Here is a 25,219-nt window from a genome sequence, read left to right as displayed (position 1 = left end):
AACGCCAAGGATGTCTACGGATGGATCGTGAGTCCGTATTGCTTACCCTTTCACACCACCAAGGGCAATCCCATCAATAACTTGTCTCTGCAGAACAACAAATACAATCAGCAGCGGAATAATCGCTGATAATGCCGCCATCATCATGATTGCATCGTTGGTCGTGTAATCATCTCTAAACAATGTCATCCCTAATGGAATAGTATACAATGATTTCGTTTGCAAGAAGATTAGCGGATTTTGGTAATCATTCCAGGACCAAATGAACTTAATAATCGCAACGGTCGCGATTACGGGACGACAGAGCGGAATCATAATCGAAGTGAAGGTACGTATTTGTCCTGCACCGTCGATTCTAGCAGCTTCCAAATACTCATCATTAATTCCGGCCATAAACTGACGTAACATAAAAGTAAAATAAATCGAAAACATACTCATCAATATAATCGCTGCATGCGTGTCATACAACCCCATCCAGCGAATAAGCATAAAACGCGGAATAAGCGTCGCTTGATCAGGAATAATCATCAATGACAGGAGTATCGCAAATACGAAGTTACGACCGCGGAATTTTAGTTTCGTAAATGCATAAGCTGCCATCGTCGATACGATGAGTGACACGACAGTCACAATAATTGCTACCTTAAATGAATTGAAATAAATTTGGGCAAATGGTACTTTATTCATCCATACGGCCTTAAAGTTGTTGACAACGTTGATGGATGATGGAATCCATTCAATCGGAAAGCGCATAACATCTTTTTCGAATTTAAACGCCGACGATACCATCCATAGTAACGGAATAATAAAGAAAATGGACAATGCTCCCATGAACACTGTAGCGATAATTTTAGAAATATTTTTACGTAAGCTTTGCATCATACTCTCCCTTTCCGTTAAAATGAATCATCTTGACGCATCTTCCACGTTGCCGCTGTAATCAGACCGATGATTGCAAACAACAGCCAAGATATCGCCGATGCGTAACCCATATTGTAGTTGACAAAACCTTCTTGATAGATACGGAATACAATGACCGTTGATGAATTATCAGGACCACCTTCGGTCAAGTACGAAATAATATCGAACACTTTAAATGAACCAATCAGCATCGTAATAAACAAGAAAAATGTCGTTGGTCTTAGCAGTGGGACCGTGATCTTGAGGAACTTCTTCATCCCTGTCGCCCCATCAATTTCCGCCGCTTCATATAACTCGTTGGAAATACCGGACAGTCCCGCCATGTAGATAATGATCGTATAACCGAGCCCTGCCCACGAAGTAATAATGGCAATGGCGATGAGTGATGTTTTCGGATCAACGAGCCATTTCGGAGGATTCGATATGCCAAGATCCATTAGGAATTGGTTGATCGGACCTAGCGAAGGATGGAACAATGCGCTCCACACCGCTGCAATAGCGATAATCGAAGAAATGTACGGTATGAAGAATACAACTTTGAAATAATCTTTAAAATAAACTTTGCTATGGATAACGACCGCAAGCACAAGAGCAATGATAATCGGCACAGGCACGGTTAATATCGTGTACAGGATGTTGTTGCGCAAGGCTTTCCATATCGTCGGGTCTTCAAATAAATGAACATAGTTCTCGAACCCGGCAAATTTAATACCTGATACTCCAGATAATAGATCCCAATCTGTAAAACTTAAGTACAATGAGAACCCTAGGGCAAATACATTAAGCAGCAGCATGCCGATAATCTCCGGCGCTAGAAACAGCCAGCCAACTAATGCTTCCTTTCTCTGAGGCGTCCAAAATTTCTTCCCTGCGTGCTTCGAGAGCTGATAACTTGCTTTTGTCTCTTCCACGATGTATATCTCCTCTCCCCAACTTATAATCTTGTTGATTTCATCATAAGCGTCAGACTAGGGAGAACAAAGGATGGATTATGACCATGTGCGGGTAAAATTTTGACTTTTGTCGTTAGCGATTTGCTCGTTGATCTTCGGATAAATATCCAGCTTCCTTAGTCACAATAAAATGGGGACGCGAAATCGCTCGCGTCCCCATTCATCATAACCACTCACTTAAAACCCTTATCAATCAATCAGCAAACACTCTTTCTCTACCGATTCATTAGCTGGATTCGTATCCAGCATGCCCTTAACACCATCTCCATTCACTCCAATTTCACGGCTCCGATCATAACACCCGTATCTCCCGGGTCCTTCAGAGCAATCCGAGAGATCGCCCAATACGCGAAGGATTCTCGCTTGATTTTGTCGACCGTGAGTACAGCACTACCCGTTCCGATCACTTGATCCTGCGCGACGAGCGGATAGTTAAATGAGATTTGAACTTGATCCGGCGATATCGTCTTCGTCTGAAGCGCATCCACTTTGCCCATATGCGGGCTGGAGACGCCTGTCACCCAGAAGTTCGCTATGAATTCCTGCTTCGTCTGATCGCGAAGTTTCGGTGATAAGACCGCATATTGCATGCCGCCGCTTCGCCGCTGTACCCCCCGAATCCAAGTCTGCACCGCATCCTCTGGCGTATAAGCCTGCAGCCCATATTCGAGACTCGTGATCTGCATTTGCAGCTCCGATGCTTCAGGCATCGTAATATAGAATACATTGTCTTTGTAGACGACCTTGCCTCGAAGTTCATCGACGATCGACTTCAAGGAGACCATCGCGGTCCCGTTCTCCATCTTAAGGTTCAATGCACTGCTCGCAAACTCAACCCCGTTGATAAAAATCCGAGGATTTTTCACCGCTGCATAGATCGAACCGGACATCACGAGCAGCCCCGCAACGGATGCAATCAGGATCTTTGGCTTGATGCTCATCATTTCACTCAACCCCTCACAGGAAATATTAGGTATTATTTCACTGGAGGGAATGAGGTATTCCATCTATGGATGATGATGCGTTCGGTTAGTTCTTATGCAGCTGGAGCGCCTGATAATTGTTCGCGATGTATTTATAGCCAGAGTAGACGGTTAAGACTACGGCGACGAGCATCAGCATATAATCGATCGGCAGCGAAGTCATCCATGCAAATGGATAATTTCGCAGTAACACAGCGGCAATCGCAACAACTTGGAGGACCATTTTAAGTTTGCCGTGTCTGTCTGCCGCCAGCGCTATGCCTTTGGCTGCTGCGAGGACTCGAATCCCTGTAATTACGACTTCTCTGCCAATAATGACAACGGCCATCCACGCCGGAATCATGCTCTGCTCCACCATCATCAATAGTGCGGCTGAGATTAACAGCTTGTCTGCGAGCGGATCGAGCAGCTTGCCAAGCGGCGTCACTTGATTGTATTTGCGCGCGATATAGCCATCGAGCTTATCCGTCGTTGAAGCTAGGAGGAAGATCAATACCGCTAGACTAGATCCATACTGATTCACTTGACTTAGCCAAGGCATCCCCTCCACCATCCATGCCGGATAATGCTGAAGCGTCAGCATAAATAAAGGAATGAGCCCGATTCTTGCTATCGTAATTTTATTCGCTAGATTCATGCGGTGTCCCTCCGATCATGGAACTAGTTGGTGATCCAGAATCTTTTCAACACATTGCCGTCTTCTTCGATGAAATCCGTATCTTCGACCCCGCCATTATTGCGAATCGTGCGTTCCGATCCAATATTGGTCGCATCGCAGACCACAAGGGCTTTCGAGATCCCGAGCTCCTTGGTTTTGTGAAGCGCGAGAGCTAATAGCTTGGTCGCATATCCCTTTTGCCGTTCCGAAGGTCGAATCCCATACCCAATATGGCCGCCGGATTGGAACAACTTGTCGTTCAATTCATGGCGAATGTTCACCGCGCCGATCACCTTATCCTGCTCCGATACGAGCCAATACGTGGAATCAGGAACCCAGTTCTCTGGGATGTTCTCCCCGCGCTCCCGCTCCGTCTGGAACTTCACGAGTGCTTCGAAATCGGCTGGATCCTTGCTCACTACCCATGGAACGATATCCTCTCCACTTGCGATCCAATCCTGATAAAAATCTACATAGGCTTGCTCTAACGTTACTGTTGGTTTGACTAAACGCACCTGTTCAGACATGTGATTCACCATCCTGTTACATCATGAATTGTCCGATAAAAATAACAAATCCTTCGTAAATAATCAAGCTTGCTTAACCTTCTGTTAATACCTTTGATTTCGGTTTCGTCCCGCACGCCATCAAGAACACCATCATGGCACAAGCACTCTCATCGGTACTAAATGTCTCATACGATCGCTTCAATTGCTCGAATTCGATTGAACTGATCGTTCCACGCTGATGGAATCCCGCGAATCGTTCACTATCAAACTGCTGTTTAAATCCATCTATACCCTGAAAATCACTATGTTGAATAACCGCATCCATATCAATATGTTGATACCCTGCACTGGCTAGTAGACGTGGCAAGCTTCTTCCGATATGCCGATTCCCCCCATTCGCCGCTTGGGATTCCGCTATTTTTTTCAGAATCAGCGGTAGGATCTCCATTTCCGGTTCAATAGCGCCAAATATGCCATCATCGATATCGATAATCACAAGCTTACCACCGGGTTTCAGGACGCGCATGATCTCTTGTGCGGCTTGAAGCGGGTCATGCAGATGCAGAAATAATAAGCGCGCGATCGCAAAATCGAATTCATTTTCCGGCAGGTCCATCTGATATGCGGATGCTTGCACGAACTGAACACGTTTAGCTGGAACATGCTCCAATCGACCTTTCGCTCGGTCTAATAGACCTTGATCGATATCGATTGCTGTAATCTGGCTATTGGGTAGATTCTCTACGAGCTTCTCTGTCATGAACCCTGGACCACAAGCAACTTCTAGCACCTTCATACCATCTTGAAGTCCGTACCATTGTAAATTCCGAAATTCCTTCTCCCACCCCATCTGAGCTTGCGTTTTTAACCGATTGACCTCGGCTTCGATCCCGATGCTTGCATGCTGAACATGATAGGTTGAATGACGTTCTTTCATTGCTTAAGACTACTCCTCTCGCTTATGTCTTTGACGCAAAAATCTGCACCGGCCCGTGCCATATATCCTCTTGCAGTACTTTTTCGATATACACCCCGTTCGTATAATCACCGATAACGCGATTCCAGAATCGGTTCGCAGGAATATTGGCTGCCGTCTGACGAACTTCCCACGCACCTGGAAATTGATCGAAGATCGCGCATGCCGCTTGTCTGCCATAACCTTGTCCTCTGAACTTCCGCATGATGAAAAAATCGTTGATCGTGTTCGTCAATTCTGCTTCACTTAACTTTACGAATTCCTTAGGTACGCCTAGAGCGACCAAAGCGAAACCCGCTAATTCTCTATCTACTCTAAAAATCAGTGGACGACGATAGTTGTCTGTCCATTGATGATCCAAATATTTATAAAGATACAGCCCGTGTGAGGTCAAGGCATGTCCATCAAACTCACTCGAATCATACCGATAGAATTGAATAAGCTGATGGAGGAGCGTCTTGTCCTCGTAAGGGATAGCTGATATTTCGAGCATATGAATGGCCCTCCTCGCAATCTGTACATTATTCCTACGCTACTTCTTCACGAACTCAATGTCTTTGGTGCCGGGTTCGAAAAGCATTTTAACAGTTACCCGATCAATATTATTGCTCGCATCGATGTGGAAGGTAGCGGGCGTCTTAACCTGAAATGGCGTGTACTCTAATTCGAATGCATGATTGTTAATACGATGAAGCGGCAGTTGGATTGAATTAAATGTGACTTGAAGATTACTCTCGGTTGTATCAATAACGAGTTCTCCATAACCCGGATGTTCGTAAGTTCCTGTATACGCAGCAAGTTGATGCGTTGGCGGTATCTCTGGTTCTTTGGTTATTTCCTGGTCCTTCGATTCTTCAGGCTGGAGCGTTTTATCTTGATTCTCAGTTTCTTTCCCCGTACCGCGTATTCTGCCACTCCAATCGATCTCATCAAGCCCAAACAACCGATCGAACAAGTTATGGCGTACGATCCTTGGAAGCGAGCTTCCATTTTTATTAGCGAATATGACAACACCTAGATTCTCATCTGGTGAAAAAGCTACCTCCGCCGTAAAACCATCAATTCCTCCATTGTGATGAATCATTTGGTAACCACGATAAGGCTCAATACACCAACCAAGACTATAGCAGCACATCGGCGTTTCTTGTGTGATCCACGAGTCTGTAGGCATATGAGGCTTGAACACTTCTGCTAAAATTTTTTCAGAAATAATCCGTTGTCCCTGATGCACGCCTTTATTGAGAAGAAGCATGACCCATTTCGCCATATCCAGAAGGTTCGAATTAATTGAACCTGCGGGACTAATCAAATCAATGTTCCGGAATGGAATACGTTGTAGCTTATCTCCTTGATCCATATACGGTAAAGCGTAATTCGATTGTTTTTGGGAGACATCCACCGAAAGATTACTTGCATTCATCTGAAGCGGGGCAAAAATCTTATCCTTCACTACTTGCTCCCAAGACGTGCCTAGCTGCTGGCCGACGATGAAGCCAGCAACCATATACATAATATTCTGATACTGCCAGGAAGAACGAAAATCTTGATTCGGCTCTAAATACTGAATTCGTTCAATGATGTCTTCCCGCGAAAGAGACGAATTGTACCACATCAGGTCATGTCTTGGCAGCCCTGTACGATGACATAACATATCTCGAAGCGTAACCCGTTCGGTTGCGAGCGAATCATACATTTTAAAGTGTGGCAAATAGCTCTTAACGGGCATATCTAAGTCTATTTTTCCTTCATCTACGAGAATCCCCGCAGTCGTTGCCGTAAAAGCTTTGGTCGTCGAACCAATAGCGAATAACGTCTCCGGCGTCACTTCGAGACCTGCTTCTACATCCCGATAGCCGAAGCCTTCCGCCATGATGATCTCTTGATCACGGATCACTGCGACCGCAAGGCCGGGGACGTTCCATATTTTCATCTGCTCTTCAATGAATGGGCGAATGCCTTGTAGTGCTTGGTTCGATTTGGTCATGATCATTGCTGCACACTCCTTCTCCTACCTTTTAGTAGCGCAAATTTCAGTCATATTCTTACTTAATTCCTCATATTCCCTCTAGTTCCTGTAAACGGATGTGAAAAAGATTGAAAACACTTTGAACCTTAGGAATGTGCCATTATCGGAGAATAACTGCTAAAAGGCAGTTATTTGAGAGAACTTCCGGCTCAAATAGAGAATTAACTGCCCTTTAGCAGTTATTTGGGTAACTTGGCCGCTACTATTGGCGAAATAACTGCAAAAAGTCAGTTATTTACGCTAAATTAGCTCGCTCTGCCTAAATTAAATGCTTTTTTGCAGTTATTTGAGCGACTTTCTGGCTTAAATAGAGAAATAACTGCTTTTTGTCAGTTGTTTGGGCGATTTGGCCCCACTATAGGTGAAATAACTGCAAAAAGTCAGTTATTTACTTCGCGCCACCTCATCTCGTCTAAATTAACTGCTTTTTTGCAGTTAATTGACCTACTTTCTAGCTAAAAGAGAGAAATAACTGCCTTTTGTCAGTTATTTGGGCAACTTAGCCGCTACTATAGGCGAAATAACTGCAAAAAGTCAGTTATTTGCGCTAAATTAGCTCGCTCTGCCTAAATTAACTGCTTTTTGTCAGTTATTTGGGCAACTTGGCCGCTACTATAGGTGAAATAACTGCAAAAAGTCAGTTATTTGCGCTAAATTAGCTCGCTCTGCCTAAATTAACTGCTTTTTGTCAGTTATTTGGGCGACTTGGCCGTTACTATAAGCGAAATAACTGCAAAAAGTCAGTTATTTACTCCACGCCACCTCAATTCGCCTAAGTTAACTGCTAAATAGCAGTTAATCCCTCCGCGCCCCCCATCCCAGCACACCACGCACAAAAAGGCCCCTATCCCATCACGGAATAAGGGCCTTTTCAATTCAATTACTTCACTTTCTTATACTTCGCCGTCCGCGCATCCTCGATCACGCCGCTCCAGTTCATGCCGAACGCGAAGTCATACACATGATGCTCCGAGTCCACATGGCACTCCATGTCATGCACGACATCCTCGAGCTGCTCCTCGACCGTCCGCATGTTCGCGGGCATCTGCATCGGCAGCAGCGCGGAAGGCTCGACGCTGCCGGACAAGATCTCCATGATCGCCTGATCCTGCACGCCGAAGTTCGCGATGATCGCGTCCACCTCCGACTCGAATTCCGCGACGATCGTCGGATTCGTGAGCGTCATCGATACGACGACCGGCTTGCCTTGCATCTTCGCTCTCGTCTCGAGCACGCTATCCAGATCCGTCGTATTGTGCGGCGTAACGCTCTTGCCGAGGTAGGAGCGGTCGAGCACATCACTGCCGCGCGGATCGCCAGCCAGACTGTGCGCGCGGGCATGCTCCGCCGTGTACGTCCGATACTGCAAACTCAGCGGCACATAACCGTTCCCGCCTTGATCCGCATCTTCCTGACTATACCCCGTACCCGAGTTCGGGGTGCTGATGAACACGATCGCGAAATCCGCTTCATCCGGATTGTCCGTCACATCGAAGTACTTGGCCACGATGTCCATATTCACAGGATGTTTATGCGACTCCGGCGTCGGGAACCCGAACCAATCCTTCCCCGCTGGCAAATACCGCTTCGGAATATAGACCTTGCTCTTCGGCTGCATCGGAAGGACTTGATTCTTATTCTTCAGCATCACAATCGATTTCAACTGCGCTTCATACCCTGCACGCATGAATTCCGGATTGCCTACGACCCGCGCGCTCTCTTCCGCATCCAAATACGGATTCTCGAACAATCCCAATTGGAACATATTGCGGAGCAGCCGGACCGCCGACTTTTCAAATCGACTGCGCATAACTTCCTCGCCATGCTCAGCTACGCCCATCTGATAGGCTTCCAGCACAGGCTCGATCTCATTGTTGCCCCCGAACTGATCCACACCGGCCATGAGCAGTTTATAGTGGCGCTCCGCGATGCTTAACTGTTCCACGCCCCACGGTTTCCCGGTGAGGAACGAATCCTTGCTGCCGGACTCATCCGCCGTGATCAGCCAATCCGTGCAGACGACCCCGTCATAGCCATATTTCTCCCGGAGCAAATCCGTCACGAGATACTTGCTGTAAGAGTTCCCGACATTCTCGCCATATACTGGATCTTGATCCATGGACACCGTGTAATAAGGCATTACGGCAGAAGCCGTCCCTGTCTTCCCATCGAGCTTGAATGCCCCCTCTGTAAAAGGAAGCAGATGTTCATCGAAGTTATTACCAGGATACACCGCATATTTCCCGCAAGCGTAATGCGCATCCCGACCCGCTTCGCCGGAACCGCCTCCTGGCCAGTGCTTCACCATCGCATTGACACTGTTATAGCCCCAGCCGCCTGCAATCTCTTGATTGCCGTCCGAATTCTGGAACCCGTCAACATAAGCGCGCGCCAGATCCGTCGTTAGCTTCGAATCTTCCCCGAACGTGCCTGTGAAGCGGAACCAACGCGGGTCTGTCGCAATATCGATTTGCGGCGAGAGTGCTGTCGCAAGTCCAAGCGCGCGATATTCCTTTGCCGCGATGTCACCGAATTGACGCGTAACCTCCGGCGTGAAGGAAGCAGCAAGCCCTAGCGTCTCCGGCCACATCGAGATATGTCCGCCTGCGCCGGCATTGAATTCGGAATTCGCATCCGAGCTATGCCTTGGATCTGAGCTGTTATTTGCTGGAATACCATAGTCCGTCGACTCCGCAAACGCCTGCACTTTATTGCTCCAACGCGCCGCGACCTCCGGACTCTCCACGCTCGTCACGAGCACGTGTCTCAGATGGTCCTTGGCTAAGAATCCGATCTGCTCATCCGTCAAATCCCACGGCTTCGCGCCGCTCTCCTCATACTTTTTACCGTTATACGTGCTAGCGAACCATCCCGTACTCACGGCTGGGATCGCTTGATGTCGGCTATATAACATCAGTCCTGCGATTTGCTCAATTGTCATCTTCGATGCGAGATCTTGCGCCCGTTCATCTGCGGATAACCGCCAATCTTCATATTTATCGAGCTTGCCGTCTTTGCTTAAATCTTTGAAGAAAAGTCCATCTTGTTCTAAGATGGATACACCTGAATCCGTCGAGTAGCCGAGTGTCGGGCCACCGTTATTCGTGACGTACTGAATGGTATCCTGTTCGGTTGTCGATGATTGCTTAAGATCGGGCATCCCTGATCCCTCCTGCTCTATTTCTAAGCGAAGATATCGCTTACATTTCTCTTCCATTATATAAAAACCCGCCTATCCTCAGACAGGCGGGAACTATAGACTTTAGTAGCCATTTTTAACTTCTTTTTCAGCGTCTCTCTCACAGCCAACTTACCAAGGGTTAAAAATCACCCTAATTCAGAATAGGATTCTTCTGCTTGGCGATTAACCATTTTTGCTTCAACTGGATCGCATGACGCATCACCGTTCTGCGCCACTCGGCGCGTTGCGATAGGATTTCTTCCTTGAAAAAATCCTCCTTCGCACTAACCTCCAGCAGGGCTAATTTCACGGCATCTAACGCAAGATCGTCTTCCTGCAGCAGATAGTGTGCAACCTGGTACCCATAGGTCTCTAAACCTCTTAATATTTCCAACTGATGCCCAAAGCTCATCGTTCGATCCATCGGGCTGTACCTCTTTTCTAAGAAACACGCTTATTGATGTTCAGGTTATAGAGCTGAAGCAACTTCATTTCCTTCTCACGCTCCGCTTCAGGTCCTTCATACGATACTTCACCCACATAGAGCGCTCTCCCATCGGATAGATCTAACGTAGCAACCAAATAGGTAGTGCCCTTTCTCATATGCACGTACACCCGATGATCGGATAGGATCGCAGATTGAATCTCCTCTGCTCCGAATTCCGAAGCCTTAATCGATACATAATCCCGTTCTTCCGTACCTGTAGCCAAATTGTAACGGGATAGTGTCAGCGTATTTTTATCCATTGTTTGGTAGATGACCTGTTCGCCTTCTTGATAGTAATTAACGTTCGGATCAAATTGCTGCTTGGGATCCGGTAAGGCAGTCAACTTGCCCGTCTGATAGGAATACATATAGAGGTGGGCAGCGATCTGCTCACTGGAATACGAGTTTTCGGATTTCGATAAGATCTTATTCTCTCGAACCATAAATACGGCATAACCGTTAGACGACTCGGAATTATACAAATGATAATCTTCTATTTCAACATCCTTTTTCGTCTTCTTCCAATGCGTGATTTGTTCGCTCCGTATCAACACACCACTATCAAAGTTCAACACATAATGAAAATATTGAAGAGAAGACGACCCTTTTGCGTTTTGCCTAACAAGGACATGAAGCTGGTCATTGATCCGCTGCACATCTGCAACGTTGATATAATCGTAATCCGTCTGAACGGGTAGTTTCGTGGTATATTCCTTCACCTCACCGGTTCCAAGATGCAATCGTTCCACCGATAATTCCGATCGAGAGGCACCCGTCGCATAAATCAACCATTCCTTATCCTCGTAGAATCCTTCGAGTTGATCTTTGCCTCGCATGAACTGACGATGTTCACGAATCCATCGCGCCATTTCCCCATAGTTATATATCCATGAGCGTGCACCCAGAACATCATCGCGCAGCGTCTCTCGACTTCGATAGTGGCTGCCAGCCCCATTTACTTCGATCTGCTCCGAACGCATTCTCCCACTATAATGGCCAGAAAGCTCGATTCCAGCTCCCTCTTGCGGATCGCCTTGAATCGTCGTCAGCTTATATTCAGGCAAATGATCGGCTGATCCGTAAACATAATATGTACACAATATACCAAGCGCACAGACACCTAGAATGATCGATAATAGATAACGTTTCATCGCAATCCCTCCTTTACACCGTGATCTTCTTGCGAAGAAGCCAGAATCCAAGACCTATCGAGATCACAGGAACGAGCAGACACACGGCTAATTCCATCATGTATATTTCATTCGGATACCAATAACCTGACGAACGATCTAGACCGAGCAGCACCATCGGGGATACAATCGTGGCCACGCATGCAGCAGTATAAAAAATGCCATAGAGGATCCCCCATCGCCGATAGCTTCGCTCGATGAGTACCGCTGTGAAGATGACGAGAATACCGATAATCCCTAGTCCATACGAATAGATAAATTGCTCGAATTGCTTCGGCAGCAGGATTTCCAGCGCATAATTCATCGTGACCGCCTCAACAAAGGTCGAATCCGTTCGCATATCCACCGGCACGATCCATTGAAAGAGCATATTCTCCCCAACGAGCAGCAGCAATTGAAACGCAAGCATACAAAATACGAATAATAAAATAGCTGACAGCTTGGATACATAAAGCATCCATCTCGCCGACGGCAGCATAAGCAGCCGATAAATGAACGTAGACCGACCGAACCAATCTCGGTACCAGATGATGATGGAATACAAGACAAGCACCGTGATGCTCAGAAAAATCGGCAGGATAAACCACTCTTTTGCGTTTACGATAGCCCAGGGGAACGAGAGAACTTTAGGGATTGCATAGCCAACCTCTGCTTGGGTCAGTCCTTGCTCCTTGGCGGATACGACGCGCTGTACCGTCCAGATTAACAAACCACACTGAGATAACAGTGTCACCGCCATCAGAGAGAAGAGTATATAACGGAAACGATGAATTTCCATATTGACCAATTTCAAAAACCGATTCATCCCGCATACACCTCCCTCATCACATCAATGACGGACTTCCCTTCCGTCGTACGCATTTCTTCGCAATCAAAGGCAATTTGAACCTTTCCATTCTGAAGCAGAACTGCTTGGTCGATCAAATGCTCCATATCCTCGATTTCATGCGTTGTTAGCAGCACTCCGCGATCCTCAATGAGGTCCGTCGTGAACACTTCGGCGATAATCTCGCGACTGAACATGTCGATCCCCGAGAACGGCTCATCCATTAAGATGTAGTCCGTGTCTTGTGACAACCCGAGTAACAGACTGTACTTTGCCGCCGTCCCTTTGGACAGGTTACCCACACGTTCCGACCGATCCAGCTTGAAGAACTCGAGTAGATCCTTCGCGCGCGCATCATTCCAATTCCGATAGAAATCCTTCATGAACTGGATTCCCTCCGACAGTCTCATCCCGGTTGGCGTCGTTAGATGATCGGGTACAAAAGCGACCCTCTCGTACATCGCCGACCCAACCTTGGCATCATCAATTCGAATCAGACCGCTCTTCAGCGGGGTAAGTCCCATGATAGCTTTCAGAATCGTTGATTTACCCGCTCCATTGATTCCGATCAGACATGTAATCTGCCCTTTCTCTGCGGTGAAGGACACACCGTTAAGCACTTTGCGACCACGATAGCGCTTGTGCAGATCTATCACTTCAATCATGGGAACTGCCTCCTTCTTGACTCGTACGGGAACGTTCCTCCACATACTTCGTCCGGACAAGCTCCAATAATTCATCGACAGGCACATCAATTCTCCGTACTGACACGACAAATGCTTCCACTGCACCTTCTATAAGTTCCGAACGAATGGCTCGCAATATTTCAGCCTCCTCGGTGATCCGACTTGGCGAGTTCCCTTCTGTAGTAATCAACCGCTGCTCCTCCATTTCCTTATACGCTTTCTGCGCCGTGTTTGGATTTATTTTGAGCAATGCTCCGAGTTCTCTGCGGGAAGGAATAACCTGCCCTGCCTTCAATCGGCCTGTTGCGATCTGCTCCTTGAAATGCCTAACGACTTGCAAATAGACTGGGTCCCGGTTATTAAAAACAACACTCGTCCACCCTTCATTCATCTTCATGCTCACCCCTCGTCTTCATAGCAAGTGTGTGTACTATGTAGTTCATACACTTCATGAGTGTATTATGCCTGTAATACATCGCAGATGTCAATAGTTAACACTTCATTATTTTTCCGTGTGAATGTACCCTATAACGTCAAAAAGAAGCCTATTCCTAATCGGAATGGCTTCCTTGCATTGTTTATAAGAGGTTGTCTATCGTGTCCAACACAGCTTCAATATTATTCGAACCGATGCGATACTTCGCCGCCCTCTTCGCGATGTCACTCGCATGTTCCATCGCATAGCTGTAATGTACATGCCTTAGCATTTCAACATCATTACCACTATCGCCAAAAGCCGCCGTCATATCGTCCGGAATCTGCCATCTGTGCTGAAGCAGCTTGATGCCATGCGCCTTGTGAATACCCGTTACAATAATATCTACATCCCCGTGGCCACAGGCTACAGGTGTAACTTCCTCTCCCAGTTCACGCTTCAAGTTCACAATCGCTTGATCCAGGTCCTCGAGCGGAAAACGAAGGGCGAATTTAAACAATTGATCCTCAATACGGGTGAAATCTTCTACTCTTTTTAAGCGATGGTAGTATTGAATGGCATAGTCATAGTAGTCGTCGGATTCATCATGGCGCATGTAGGCACTTTGTTTGCCGCAGATCGCAACATTCGAGGAAGGGTACTGCTGCAGAATCTCCAGCGTCTTCGCAATGGTCTCATCGGACATGTGACCTGTGAATACTTCTTCATTCCCATCAACGATAAACGCACCGTTCTCCGCAACAAAAGCGATCTCGTCCGCGATGTCAGGAAAAAATGATCGCAGCTGATAATATTGATTGCCGCTAGCGACAACAAAACGTATCCCTTTTCTTTTCATTTCCGCATACTGCGCCCGAAAACGATCTCGATTATAGTCCTTTCGATCATTTAGAAACGTGCCATCCATGTCCACCGCAATCATCTGAATACTCATTTGGAGTTCCCCCTATTTTCATGAATTCAACACCGCACTAGCTTGATTACGATAAAATCTACCAATGCCGAGCAACAGTACCATCAAATAGATCACCGCGAAGCCAGCGATATACCATAGTGCAGACACCGTGCCGGAATGATCCATCGCATAGCCTATCAGTGCGGGAAACACCGCTGCGCCGAACCCCGCAAATGCGGTAACCAGACTCGTCACGAGCCGAGCCATTCCAGGAAACGTATGATTCGCATACACCATCGTAATCGAATATACGCCAGACATCGTTAGCCCCATCATGATGACCACCATAAAGCCAACCACAGCCTCTCTCCACAATGCAAACAAGACGATCATGACGAGCGTGCCGAACATATTCCAGCGCAAATACTGGGCATAGTTTACTTTTCGAATAATCCACCCTGTGGCCGCTCGGCCTATGACCATCGCCATCCAGAATAGCCCAATGCTAAGCGAAGCGTAATAGGGTGTGACCTCTAAATGAGTCAGGAAGATGGAAGACATGAAATGATTCAGACTCCCTTCAATCCCGCTATACATGAAAATCAAGAAGACGAAGGCGAAGAGAATGTATCGTTTCATCCGCTTGGTCTTGAATATTGGCGGCGGTGCAATACGCGCATCGAGCGTCTCTGCTGCTTCGACCCGCTCCTTCACAAAGGATATGAAGCACCATGCCATGGCCATTATCAATCCAAGACAAGCCGTTACGAAAAAGGAATACTGCCAGACCTGGTTCGCAATCAACACGCTGGCGATCACCGGCATACAGAGCGCACCGATACCAAATGATACTTCAAGATAACTCATGACGACCGCACGACGACCCACGAACACTTCCATCATGAGCGTTGCCACGACACATTCGATCGCTGCGGCACCGACACTATTCATGAAATTGAGCGCAACAACCCAACCGAACGGCGGAAGCGACCAGATACTGAACTGTGCGATCGCAATAATAACCGCAGAGAGCGCGAGGACGTACTTCTCTTTTTTCAACCCTTTCATAAGCCATGCGGAAATCGGTACGCCTGCAATAAAACCGACTGCACTCACGAAGACCATCTGACCGCCAACCGTATAGGATTGTTCATAGTGGGCGAGCAATTGCGGCATCACAGAACCGATCGTTGTGATAACCAACCCTGCTAGAAAATACAATGAATACGATGCAATCGCAAAGGTTCTCATGCCTTAACCTCCTTGTAGAATTAGAGATATACCTGCTGATGTTGTTCATTGTAAAGAATGAAATGCGTTTCAAGTCAAGCATGCATTTCCATATTTCTAAAAAAGAAATCGACATGTTACAATGAGTCCGAATGTACAGAAAAGGGGGAGCCTATGATGGCGAATATTAAAGATGTCGCTAGAATGGCAGGTGTCTCGATCGCGACCGTATCCCGTGTTCTTAATCAGCATCCTTATGTCACGAAGGACAAGCAAGAAAAGGTGATGGCTGTCATGAAGGAATTGAATTATTCGGTGAATGGCAACGCGGTGAAGCTGAGCCGAGGAAAGACGAATACCATTGGCGTCATCGTGCCGTATAACAACAATTCCTGCTTCGATGCGCTCATTAACGGCATGCTGAGGAAGGCGCATGAACTCCACTATCAAGTCCTTTTGTTACCTACGTATTATGAGAACGACATCGAGAGCAGTTATCTGACGTTATTGCAAAAGAAAATGATAGATGGCATCCTGCTCACTTCGCGTACCCTAGACCAAGAACAAATCCAATCCCTGTCCGAATGGGGGAAAATCGTATGCTGCGAGGCTTGCCCTGTGCCTACCATCCCATCCGTGTACCCCGATCGATATGCAGCTTTTGTCGACGTCTTCACGTATCTGAGAAACAAAGGCTACCAGCGCATCTATTTCACTTCTGCCCGAGATGCTCAGGCTAGCCCCAGTACGCGTCTTGGCATTCAGGTTTATCAGGAGATCATCTCCTCAGATTATGTAGACCGGCATTATGATCAGTGCTTCACCTATGAGGACGGCAAGCGCGTCGGCGATCGGATGTTCAATCAGCGCGTTGTCCCAGATGCCATCTTCGCGAATGGCGATGAGGTCGCTGCCGGGATTATCGCTTCGGCGAAATCACACGGCTATCATTATCCACAAGATTTCGAGATCGTCGGCGAGGAGAATACGCCTCTAAGTGACATCCTAGGATTCCCCAGCGTGGATTATCACCTAGCTGATATCGGCGAACAAGCCGTTGCCATGTTATTGAGCAGCGAGTTCGCGCAGCTTCCGGTTCGGCCCACGATTCATTTCAAGGATGAAGCAGCCTGTGACAATACACGCTAAACGTAGACCGTGACATCCCCTCAATATATAGCAGCGCGATTGCGAGTATTGCGAGCCGAAGGAGGATGATCATCCTCTTGAGATTGTATAAAAAACGATTTGAAATTGTGCATTGTCGGATCCCATCCGGTAGGTTACACTAAGTTCGACGAAATGAGAATGATTATCACTGATAAATACCTCTCTTTTTCGTTTAACAATCTACATAGGGGGGGAGTAAGATATGCCAAAGTCACGTCGCAACATGGTCGTATGGCTCGCGCTCATGCTTGTCCTTACGATCGGGTTAGCAGGATGTACGAGCAAGGGGGAAACCGCGGAGAGCGCAGATCAGCAGCCGACCGCAGCCAATACAACCGAAGCATCTACGAAAACGGATGAAGCTTCGGGTGAGACAAGAGTCGTGAAAGATGAATTCGGTGACGTTACGATTCCGGTGCATCCGAAGCGGGTCGCAGGGATTTATCTGGAGGATTATTTGAAGGCACTGGGCATAACACCCGTCGTGCAATGGTACCATCCGAGCTGGGGCAAGCAGGACTATCTCGCGCTAGATGTCCCAACATTTGATACGACAGGAAGCCTCGAGGCATTGCTCGATAAGAAACCAGATCTGATTATCGTGGATGGCGCGGTCGATGCTGCCAAATACGAGCTATATTCCAAAATCGCTCCAACGTACCGTTTGCCTGAGCGTATCCTGGACAGCCCGCCTGACATTCTAAAGACGATCGCTGACATTACCGGCATGCCGGAGAAAGCCGATAGCGTGCTTAAGGCATACGAACAAAAGATTGCCGATGTCAAAGCCAAGCTGCATGAAGCGGTCGGGAATCAGACGGTTGCCGTCGTCCGGTTGAACATCGGCGAGAAAACGCTCGCACTATTTAGCGTGAAGAATCGGTATATCGGCAATATCTATACGGAATTGGGGCTCACGCCTCACCCTTATGCACGAGATATGGCGGAAAACCATGCGGTTCTATCCGAAGAGAAGATCCCTGATGTGAATGCGGATCATATCATTCTCTTCCCATCGAACGGTTCTTGGACCTCTGAGGAAAATCAAGAGTCGATCAAATATTTGGAGAACTCGTTATGGAAGTCGATGCCTGCCGTGAAGAACGGACATGTCCACATTGCGGAGAGATCACATTGGCAATCGGGCGCGATTACAGCAAATATGATGAAGATGGACGATTTATTGAAGTGGTTCGTCAAATAAATCTACGAAGTAGAAAAGAAGAAAGCTCTTCAATCAACAGTTGATGAGCTTTCTTTTTTTCTTTATACTACAATTGATAATAATTCTCAATCAAGGGCGATGGTATGACGAATTCAACGGAACAACGCGTTCACCGAACTTTAATCTATCTATTACATAACATACGGCATGACATACATGCTCCGAATTGGCAGCAGGATGATCAGCGTCATCAAGCCCCTTCCCTGCTGTTCATCACAGGTGGCTCGGGGCAGTTGTCGATCGACGGCATGAGCTACAATCTAGGGTGTGGCAAGAGCTATTTCATGGCAGCCGGTACCACGTCGAGGTTGGCCGCTTTTGAAGATGGCTTGAAGCTCTACTGGCTCTCGTTCGAACCCTGGACTTACGAAGGGGACCACTTCGTCCCATGCTCATCTTCTCACGGCGGCCTCCCCTCCCCAGGCGAGTTGATATGCAGTCCCTTCTCCCAGTGCATCGCATATCTGGAATCGATCACCTTACATCGCAGCACGAATCACGAGCTCGGTGCGTTCTATCAACATGAGCAATTCCAAGCGTTAATGCGTATGGTGTTGGAGCAGAATGCCACTCTACCTGATGAGCGCAGCGTCCATGAAGCCGTCAAACATTCGATCGAGCACATGAAGCAGCACTATCAAGCCCAGTGGACGGTCGATCAATTAGCCGATTGGGCCAAAGTCGCCCGTTGGCACTACACGCCCCTATTCAAAGAAATTACAGGGCAAGTGCCTCTGGATTATTTGAACGAAATCCGGATCGAGCGTTCCAAGCAGCTGCTGCGCTCAACCCATGACCGTTTATATGATATTGCCCATCATGTCGGGTTTAACAATGAATATTATTTCAGCCGCCGCTTCAAGCAGACGGTCGGGATCTCTCCCGGTCGATATCGGCGCAATCACCAGGATAGCGTTCGCGTATTCGCCCCCTTCTTCGAAGATTTTCTCGTGGCGCTGGGCATTACACCCGTCGTGCAATGCACCCATGACAAATGGGGCACGCAGGATTATCTCGGACTGCAGGATGTACCAACGATGAATCTCGCGGCAGAAGATGTCGGTGCCTTGTCTCACCATAAGCCTGAATTTATTATGATTGGCGATGATTTCGAGCGCTGGCGGCTGCTTACACAATTGGAAGGCCTTGCTCCCTTGTATATGGTCTCGCATCTTGCTGAGAATTGGCGCTTGACCCTGCACACAACGGCTGATCTGCTCGGGAAGCCCGAGCACGTTCAAGACATTATTGCTCAATATGAGCGCAAAGCCCATGCGGCTCAGAAGATGCTGCGCCGCTCCGTTCGCGGGCAGACCGTCGCATGCCTTCGCATCACGGCACGTCGAATATTCCTCTACGCCGGCCCGGAGCAGGGCTTCACGGGGCCAATCCTATACAAGGATCTTGGCTTGACGCCGCATCCGCTCGTTCTGCGATTAGCCCATCACATGCGACGAATCGAGCTAGCGCCGGAATGGCTTGCGCGGCTGGACGCTGACCATCTCTTTATCACGTTCGACAAATCGGAATCCGTTGTCGATGGCGAGGAACGCGGCGTGCTTCATTCCTCTGCGTGGCTTGCGCTCCCCGCCGTCCAGAATCAATGCGTGTATGAGGTGGATTTCCTGACGTGGATGAACTACGGCGTGATCTCGAATAACAAAAAGATCGATGATGTGTTGAATGTGCTGGCGTAGGCGGGGCAAGAGAATGGCCGTTGAACGGCCAAAAGAGCCCTGTGGATCCATCGAATGGCGGCGGCTAACGAATCCTAATATGCTTATTGCGCGAAAACAGTGCTTTTGCGCAGGCTAACGAATCCTAGCAACGCTAATGCATGTTTTTTGGAATAATTACCGTTAAATCATGGGGAATAGCGTCGCTGTGATTCGTTACAATTGCAACACGCCGGATTTGGGGCAAATAAGCATTGCTCGATTCGTTAGCAGGCAGTCGCGCAGATGCGAAAGTGGGATTCGCATCTCCCTCCCCTTCCACAACATTCATCCCCCCACCAGTCGAGCAGCAAAAAGCCAGACCCTCACAGGTCTGGCTTCTCCTATATATTCCCGAGGATCAATCCCGCCGTCTCCTCGATCGCTTTATCTGTCACGTCGATGACCGGACATTGCAGCTGCTCGGCTAGCGCATGCGCATAATCGAGCTCTTCTTGGATCCGCTCCCGGGTTGTATAACTTGCTCCCGCAGGCAGCCCAAGTGTCTTCAATCGCTCTGTACGAATCTTGAGCATCTGCTCTGGATCCATGGTCAGGAGCACGACACGCTGCGTCGTGAGCTGGAACAGCTCTTTTGGCGGCTTCATCTCCGGTACGACGAGTACGTTCGCCGTCTTGTAGCCTTTATGGCCGAGGAAAATGCTGAGTGGCGTCTTGGAGGTCCGCGACACGCCGAGCAGTACAATGTCCGCATCAGGCAGTGTCTTCACATCCTGGCTATGATCATATTGCACGGAATATTCGATCGCTTCCATCCGGCGAAAATAATGTTCGTCCAATTGATGCAGCAATCCCGGCTTGCGGCTCGGCGCATCATGGAACGTGTCAATATAGGCTTGCATCATCGGTCCCATAATATCGACAGCGCGTATGCCGAGTCGAATTGCTTCGGACCGCATCATTTCTCGAAGTTCAGGCTGGACGAGCGTATAGGCGACAAAACCGCCGATCCGACTGACATCTTCCATAATGGCGCGTATATCATCTTCATGCTTGATTTGCCCGATTCTGCGCAATTGTACGTCTTGTCCGGCGAACTGCTTCATCGTCGCCCGAACGACACTCTCCGCCGTCTCACCGACGGAGTCCGAGCATATGGTGATCATCTGCTGTGGCTCCTGCCCCATTCATCCTTCTCCCCTTTTTCCAATATGGCTCAAGTCCAATCCAGTTATTTCGCGAGTTTTAAAATTACTTTATTCACGGTCGTCTTCGAAATGCGTCCGACGACTTCCCATCTCTCTGGCGATTTGCTCTCTCCATATGGGATAACGACAGGTAAGGTGCTGATATGATGATCATCCATTTTCCGGGCAACATCCAGTAAATGATCCTCTGGGGAGGCCGTCACAATATTCGGCATCCGTGTCATGACGACGCCAACCGGCAAAGTAGCTGCACTTGGGTTGCCAATCGTCACCTTCAGCAGATCCTTGCTGGAAATAACACCGAGCAGTACCCCATCTTCGTCCGTCACAATGAGTACCCCCGTATTGCCAAGGAACAGCGCAACAGCCGCATCGCTTACCGTGGCGGTCTCGCGCACAATAATCGGCGGCATCTGCACATCTCGCACCAGTACGTCTGGCGTTACCATGTTTTCATTACGATTCTGCTTGCCAAGGAAATAGCCGACCTTCGGTTTCGCATCCAGGTGACCCAGCATCACGAGAATGGACAAATCCGATCGAATGGTCGGCCGGCTGACGCCAAGCTGTTCCGCAATCTGTTCCCCGGTAATTGGAGCATGATCTTGTACAAGTTGTAGAATTTCATATTGCCGCGACGATAGCTGTATGACCCTTCACTCCTTAGTTCTTACTGAATTCGGTTCATCTTACAATTATCCTCATCATATCGTATCTGCACCTATTCGTCCATGTCCTTAACCGTTGTACGGATCATAAGAAACATCGCTCACAACGCTAGGTTCCGCAGAACATTGTCCACTTCTGCACTGGCTATAATAAACGGACGGCTTCTCCGTCTCGACCATATCGATAATGCTGTTGCAGCGCGAGCAGAGCACAACGCCCCATCTCAATTCGTTCATTGCTTCATTCATGCTGTTCCATCCCCTTTTCATTATGAAATAAGTCTGATATATATGATGTCACAATCTTATGGCATCAGAACGCAAGAGTTCATTCGCTATTGAAAAGTGTATGTGGGTTATATTGTACTTATTACGCCCTTTTTATGTGGATAGATAAAAGTTGTTGCAAAAATAAGATGTACATCATATGATTTATTGTGTCATAATAAATAGAGAATGTAAAGCCCATTAATACATCATAAATAGAGATGGAGGCCCCATAATGCAAAGACTATTATCGCTAGAAATGGTGCGAGTTACGGAAGCGGCAGCCATCGCGGCTGCGCAGTGGACCGGTAGAGGCATGAAAAATGAAGCGGATGATGCAGCGACAACAGCTATGCGGAGCATGTTCAAAAATGTGCCGATTCACGGTAAAGTCGTTATTGGCGAAGGCGAGATGGATGAAGCGCCAATGCTGTATATCGGGGAAGAAGTCGGCAATGGGGAGGGCGAAGCGATCGATATCGCGGTAGATCCCGTGGAAGGCACAGAGCTCGTGGCGAAAGGCTTGAATGGCGCACTCGCCGTCATGGCAATCGCCGAACGTGGCCAGCTCCTTCATGCGCCGGATATGTATATGGAGAAGCTAGCCTGCGGACCTGCGCTCGCTGGCAAGCTGAGCCTGAACGATCCGCTCGAACTGACGCTGCAGAAAGCCGCTTTTGGGCTTGGCAAGAAACGTTCGGAGCTGACGGTCTCCATTCTGGATCGCGAGCGTCATGCCAAGCAGCTTTGCATTCTTCGCGAAGCGGGCGTCAGAATTCGATTGCTGAATGCCGGAGATGTCGCGGGCGCTATGGCACCTTCTTTTCCCGAGTCGGGCGTTGATCTCTACATCGGATCCGGCGGTGCGCCGGAAGGCGTATTGGCCGCGGCAGCGTTGACCTGCTTAAGAGGCGAGATCCAAGGCCGATTGATGCCAATGAACGAAGAAGAATTAAATCGCTGCTATGCGATGAATATTATGAATCCGCATGATGTGCTGACAATGGAGCGCATGGTCGGCAAAGGCGACGTGATCTTCGCAGCGACCGGTATTACGCAAGGCGACTTCGTCGGCGGCGTGAAGTTCCTCGCAGGCGACCAAGCGGAGACGCACTCCATCGTGATGCGCGCCGAGACGCGTACGATTCGATACTTACGCTCGATCCACTACATGCCGAGCAAACCGCAATTGGACGCCTATTTAGGTCAAGTCATTTAATAGGAAGTTTAAAAGTTATCCTTTGATCACGAAGTATATCTTGAAGAAATTCAACATCGAATCTTGCGTTCACCCTCGAAATCCGGTACTCATTTAGGTTTCCCTAAACTCCGTTCCTCCTTCTTCAGGTTCACGCAACCTTCTCGGTGCTGAAATGCTAACTTTTAAAAACCTTATTATAATCCCTAAATCTTGTATGCATTCTTCGCGTTTAGTGATATAATGAGGACGCTTGATGAATTGAATACGACCCCAGGGGTGCTGGAATGGCCGGCTGAGATTGTGTCCCATATGACACTGACCCTTATACCTGATCTGGATAATGCCAGCGTAGGAACGAAGTTTATTTTTTGTGATATTCGCTTATGCTAACGTCTCCGGTTGGGGGCGTTTTTTTTATTTGTCAGACGAATGATAGAAAAAAAGGGGAGAACTGTCATCATGAAAAAATCACTATGGCTCATCTGTCTTACACTGTTCATCGTCATCGCAGGCTGCGGCGGCAAAACCGAACCTGCCAAAACGGCGGAACCTAGCGGTGAAGCGGCTCAGCAGGAAGCGCCGAAGGAACTGACGAAGGTCAAGGTCGTGCTCGACTGGACGCCGAATACGAATCATACCGGGTTATATGTTGCGCGAGACAAAGGGTTTTTCAAGGAGAATGGCCTCAATGTGGAGATCGTTCAACCGGGTGAAGGCGGCGCAGATATGATGGTCGCAGCGGGAAATGCGGAGTTTGGCGTTAGTTACCAAGAGAACATTACCCTTGGACGTACACAGAACGTGCCGATCGTCTCCCTCGCAGCGGTGATTCAACATAACACATCGGGATTCGCATCCCCGGTAGACAAGAACATTAAGACGCCTAAAGATTTTGAAGGCAAAACCTACGGCGGCTGGGGTTCCCCGAATGAGGAAGCGATGCTGCAATCCTTAATGGAGACCGAGAAAGCAGATGTGAAAAAAGTGAACAATGTAAGCATCGGCAGCGCGGATTATTTCACGGCGACGAAGAGCAATATCGACTTTGCATGGATCTACTATGCGTGGACGGGCGTTGAAGCCGAGCTGCGCAAAGAGCCAATGAACATGATTTATTTGAAAGATTACAGTTCCAAATTAGACTACTATACACCGGTGCTAGCGACGAGCGAGAAAATGATCGCCGAGAAACCGGACCTTGTTCGTGCCTTCGTGAAAGGTGCTGCAGAAGGTTACACGTTCGCGATTCAGCATCCGGATGAGGCAGCGGATATTCTCATTAAGGCAGAACCAGACCTCAACGCCGACCTTGTACGCGCAAGTCAGAAATGGCTTAGCCCGCGTTATCAGGATGATGCGGCAGCTTGGGGTGTGCAGAAGCGTGACGTGTGGGTCAACTATGCGGATTGGATGACGGAGCATAAATTGCTGACAGGCACATTTGAACCGGACAAAGCGTTTACGAATGATTTTTTACCGAAACAATAAAATGAGAGTTCAAAAAGTTGGCATTTCAGCACCTGAAAGTTTTCGTAGAAAACTGGCATCGTAAGCGATACTTGGGTTGCGTGAATCTTTGGATAATGCTTCCGTAGCGAGTTTTTCTTCGAATAACTTTCAGGAGGAACGGAGTTTAGGCAAAACCTAAATGAGTACCTAAAATGTTTCCAAAGGAAACATACTTCGTAAGCATATGCTCTTCGAAGGTGAATGCAAGATTCGATGTCGAGTATGCTTCCTGAACTACTTCGTGATGTATAAACCTTTATCGAAGCAAATCCTAGGGTGAGCGACCGCGATCGTAATGTAGGTTTAGACGCCAATCAGAAAGAACGTCACTTTCTGAT

The 25,219-nt window shown here is 48.0% G+C and carries 24 protein-coding genes and 1 riboswitch; of the genes, 5 read left to right on the top strand and 19 right to left on the bottom strand.

Features of this window, described 5'->3' with window-relative positions; translation table 11 throughout:
• Positions 1-42 precede the first annotated feature (42 nt).
• The 16 genes from GCU39_RS30645 to GCU39_RS30570 form a co-directional block, all read right to left on the bottom strand.
• Entirely contained in the window at positions 43-879 is an 837-nt protein-coding gene (locus tag GCU39_RS30645; RefSeq protein ID WP_152397508.1) for a carbohydrate ABC transporter permease, read from the bottom strand.
• 17 nt (positions 880-896) lie between these two features.
• Positions 897-1,832, bottom strand: coding sequence for a carbohydrate ABC transporter permease (locus GCU39_RS30640; protein ID WP_152396935.1), 936 nt, complete (start codon positions 1,830-1,832; stop codon positions 897-899).
• 311 nt (positions 1,833-2,143) lie between these two features.
• Positions 2,144-2,818 (bottom strand): hypothetical protein, encoded by a 675-nt coding sequence (locus tag GCU39_RS30635; RefSeq protein ID WP_152396934.1) that lies wholly within the window; start codon positions 2,816-2,818, stop codon positions 2,144-2,146.
• Between the two features lie 85 nt (positions 2,819-2,903).
• Positions 2,904-3,494, bottom strand: a complete 591-nt coding sequence (pgsA, locus tag GCU39_RS30630) for a CDP-diacylglycerol--glycerol-3-phosphate 3-phosphatidyltransferase (protein ID WP_152396933.1) — start codon at positions 3,492-3,494, stop codon at positions 2,904-2,906.
• A gap of 23 nt (positions 3,495-3,517) precedes the next feature.
• The gene (locus GCU39_RS30625; RefSeq protein ID WP_152396932.1) at positions 3,518-4,042 is read right to left on the bottom strand and encodes a GNAT family N-acetyltransferase; all 525 of its coding nucleotides are present in this window, start codon (positions 4,040-4,042) and stop codon (positions 3,518-3,520) included.
• Positions 4,043-4,115: 73 nt separating this feature from the next.
• The gene (locus tag GCU39_RS30620) at positions 4,116-4,961 is read right to left on the bottom strand and encodes a class I SAM-dependent methyltransferase (RefSeq protein ID WP_152396931.1); all 846 of its coding nucleotides are present in this window, start codon (positions 4,959-4,961) and stop codon (positions 4,116-4,118) included.
• Between the two features lie 22 nt (positions 4,962-4,983).
• Positions 4,984-5,493, bottom strand: coding sequence for a GNAT family N-acetyltransferase (locus GCU39_RS30615; RefSeq protein ID WP_152396930.1), 510 nt, complete (start codon positions 5,491-5,493; stop codon positions 4,984-4,986).
• A gap of 39 nt (positions 5,494-5,532) precedes the next feature.
• Entirely contained in the window at positions 5,533-6,990 is a 1,458-nt protein-coding gene (locus GCU39_RS30610; protein WP_152396929.1) for a serine hydrolase, read from the bottom strand.
• A gap of 916 nt (positions 6,991-7,906) precedes the next feature.
• Positions 7,907-10,186 carry a glycoside hydrolase family 3 protein gene (locus GCU39_RS30605; RefSeq protein WP_152396928.1) on the bottom strand — a complete coding sequence of 760 codons (2,280 nt, stop codon included), beginning with the start codon at positions 10,184-10,186 and terminating at the stop codon, positions 7,907-7,909.
• A gap of 172 nt (positions 10,187-10,358) precedes the next feature.
• Positions 10,359-10,631, bottom strand: coding sequence for a hypothetical protein (locus GCU39_RS30600; protein WP_152396927.1), 273 nt, complete (start codon positions 10,629-10,631; stop codon positions 10,359-10,361).
• Positions 10,632-10,648: 17 nt separating this feature from the next.
• Positions 10,649-11,845 (bottom strand): hypothetical protein, encoded by a 1,197-nt coding sequence (locus GCU39_RS30595; RefSeq protein ID WP_152396926.1) that lies wholly within the window; start codon positions 11,843-11,845, stop codon positions 10,649-10,651.
• Between the two features lie 13 nt (positions 11,846-11,858).
• On the bottom strand, positions 11,859-12,689 hold the full coding sequence (locus GCU39_RS30590; protein WP_152396925.1) for a hypothetical protein: 831 nt from the start codon (positions 12,687-12,689) through the stop codon (positions 11,859-11,861).
• Positions 12,686-13,375 (bottom strand): ATP-binding cassette domain-containing protein, encoded by a 690-nt coding sequence (locus tag GCU39_RS30585; protein ID WP_152396924.1) that lies wholly within the window; start codon positions 13,373-13,375, stop codon positions 12,686-12,688. Before GCU39_RS30585 ends, GCU39_RS30590 begins: the two co-directional genes overlap by 4 nt.
• Positions 13,368-13,793 (bottom strand): GntR family transcriptional regulator, encoded by a 426-nt coding sequence (locus GCU39_RS30580; protein WP_227793380.1) that lies wholly within the window; start codon positions 13,791-13,793, stop codon positions 13,368-13,370. The genes GCU39_RS30585 and GCU39_RS30580 overlap by 8 nt, the downstream gene beginning before the upstream one ends.
• Positions 13,794-13,974: 181 nt before the next feature.
• Entirely contained in the window at positions 13,975-14,766 is a 792-nt protein-coding gene (locus GCU39_RS30575) for a Cof-type HAD-IIB family hydrolase (protein ID WP_152396923.1), read from the bottom strand.
• Positions 14,767-14,784: 18 nt separating this feature from the next.
• Positions 14,785-15,978, bottom strand: coding sequence for an MFS transporter (locus GCU39_RS30570; RefSeq protein ID WP_152396922.1), 1,194 nt, complete (start codon positions 15,976-15,978; stop codon positions 14,785-14,787).
• Positions 15,979-16,131: 153 nt separating this feature from the next.
• Here GCU39_RS30570 and GCU39_RS30565 point away from each other — a divergent pair, with 153 nt between their 5' ends.
• The 3 genes from GCU39_RS30565 (at position 16,132) to GCU39_RS30555 (ending at position 20,049) form a co-directional block, all read left to right on the top strand.
• Positions 16,132-17,106 (top strand): LacI family DNA-binding transcriptional regulator, encoded by a 975-nt coding sequence (locus GCU39_RS30565; protein ID WP_193726692.1) that lies wholly within the window; start codon positions 16,132-16,134, stop codon positions 17,104-17,106.
• A gap of 223 nt (positions 17,107-17,329) precedes the next feature.
• Positions 17,330-18,331: an ABC transporter substrate-binding protein gene (locus GCU39_RS30560; protein WP_152396920.1), complete on the top strand. Its 1,002-nt coding sequence runs from the start codon at positions 17,330-17,332 to the stop codon at positions 18,329-18,331.
• A gap of 104 nt (positions 18,332-18,435) precedes the next feature.
• The gene (locus GCU39_RS30555) at positions 18,436-20,049 is read left to right on the top strand and encodes a helix-turn-helix domain-containing protein (RefSeq protein ID WP_227793379.1); all 1,614 of its coding nucleotides are present in this window, start codon (positions 18,436-18,438) and stop codon (positions 20,047-20,049) included.
• 362 nt (positions 20,050-20,411) lie between these two features.
• Here the strand turns inward: GCU39_RS30555 and GCU39_RS30550 are convergent, their stop codons facing one another.
• The 3 genes from GCU39_RS30550 to GCU39_RS30540 all read right to left on the bottom strand — a co-directional run bounded on the left by GCU39_RS30550 (position 20,412) and on the right by GCU39_RS30540 (position 22,153).
• Positions 20,412-21,215: a pyruvate, water dikinase regulatory protein gene (locus GCU39_RS30550; protein WP_152396919.1), complete on the bottom strand. Its 804-nt coding sequence runs from the start codon at positions 21,213-21,215 to the stop codon at positions 20,412-20,414.
• A 44-nt stretch (positions 21,216-21,259) separates the two neighbouring features.
• Positions 21,260-21,829 carry a CBS domain-containing protein gene (locus GCU39_RS30545; protein ID WP_321575648.1) on the bottom strand — a complete coding sequence of 190 codons (570 nt, stop codon included), beginning with the start codon at positions 21,827-21,829 and terminating at the stop codon, positions 21,260-21,262.
• Between the two features lie 144 nt (positions 21,830-21,973).
• Entirely contained in the window at positions 21,974-22,153 is a 180-nt protein-coding gene (locus GCU39_RS30540) for a GapA-binding peptide SR1P (protein ID WP_193726691.1), read from the bottom strand.
• Positions 22,154-22,406: 253 nt separating this feature from the next.
• On the opposite strand from GCU39_RS30540, the gene glpX reads away from it, so the two are divergent.
• The gene (gene glpX / locus GCU39_RS30535; RefSeq protein WP_152396916.1) at positions 22,407-23,390 is read left to right on the top strand and encodes a class II fructose-bisphosphatase; all 984 of its coding nucleotides are present in this window, start codon (positions 22,407-22,409) and stop codon (positions 23,388-23,390) included.
• A 244-nt stretch (positions 23,391-23,634) separates the two neighbouring features.
• Positions 23,635-23,745: riboswitch (TPP riboswitch) on the top strand.
• An 86-nt stretch (positions 23,746-23,831) separates the two neighbouring features.
• The gene (locus GCU39_RS30530) at positions 23,832-24,860 is read left to right on the top strand and encodes an ABC transporter substrate-binding protein (protein ID WP_152396915.1); all 1,029 of its coding nucleotides are present in this window, start codon (positions 23,832-23,834) and stop codon (positions 24,858-24,860) included.
• The last annotated feature ends 359 nt before the right edge of the window (positions 24,861-25,219 follow it).

Source organism: Paenibacillus guangzhouensis (assembly GCF_009363075.1).
GTDB classification, from domain to species: domain Bacteria; phylum Bacillota; class Bacilli; order Paenibacillales; family Paenibacillaceae; genus Paenibacillus_K; species Paenibacillus_K guangzhouensis.
The sequence above is the reverse complement of the archived record's forward strand: the minus strand, read 5'-3'. Positions and strand labels throughout refer to the sequence as shown.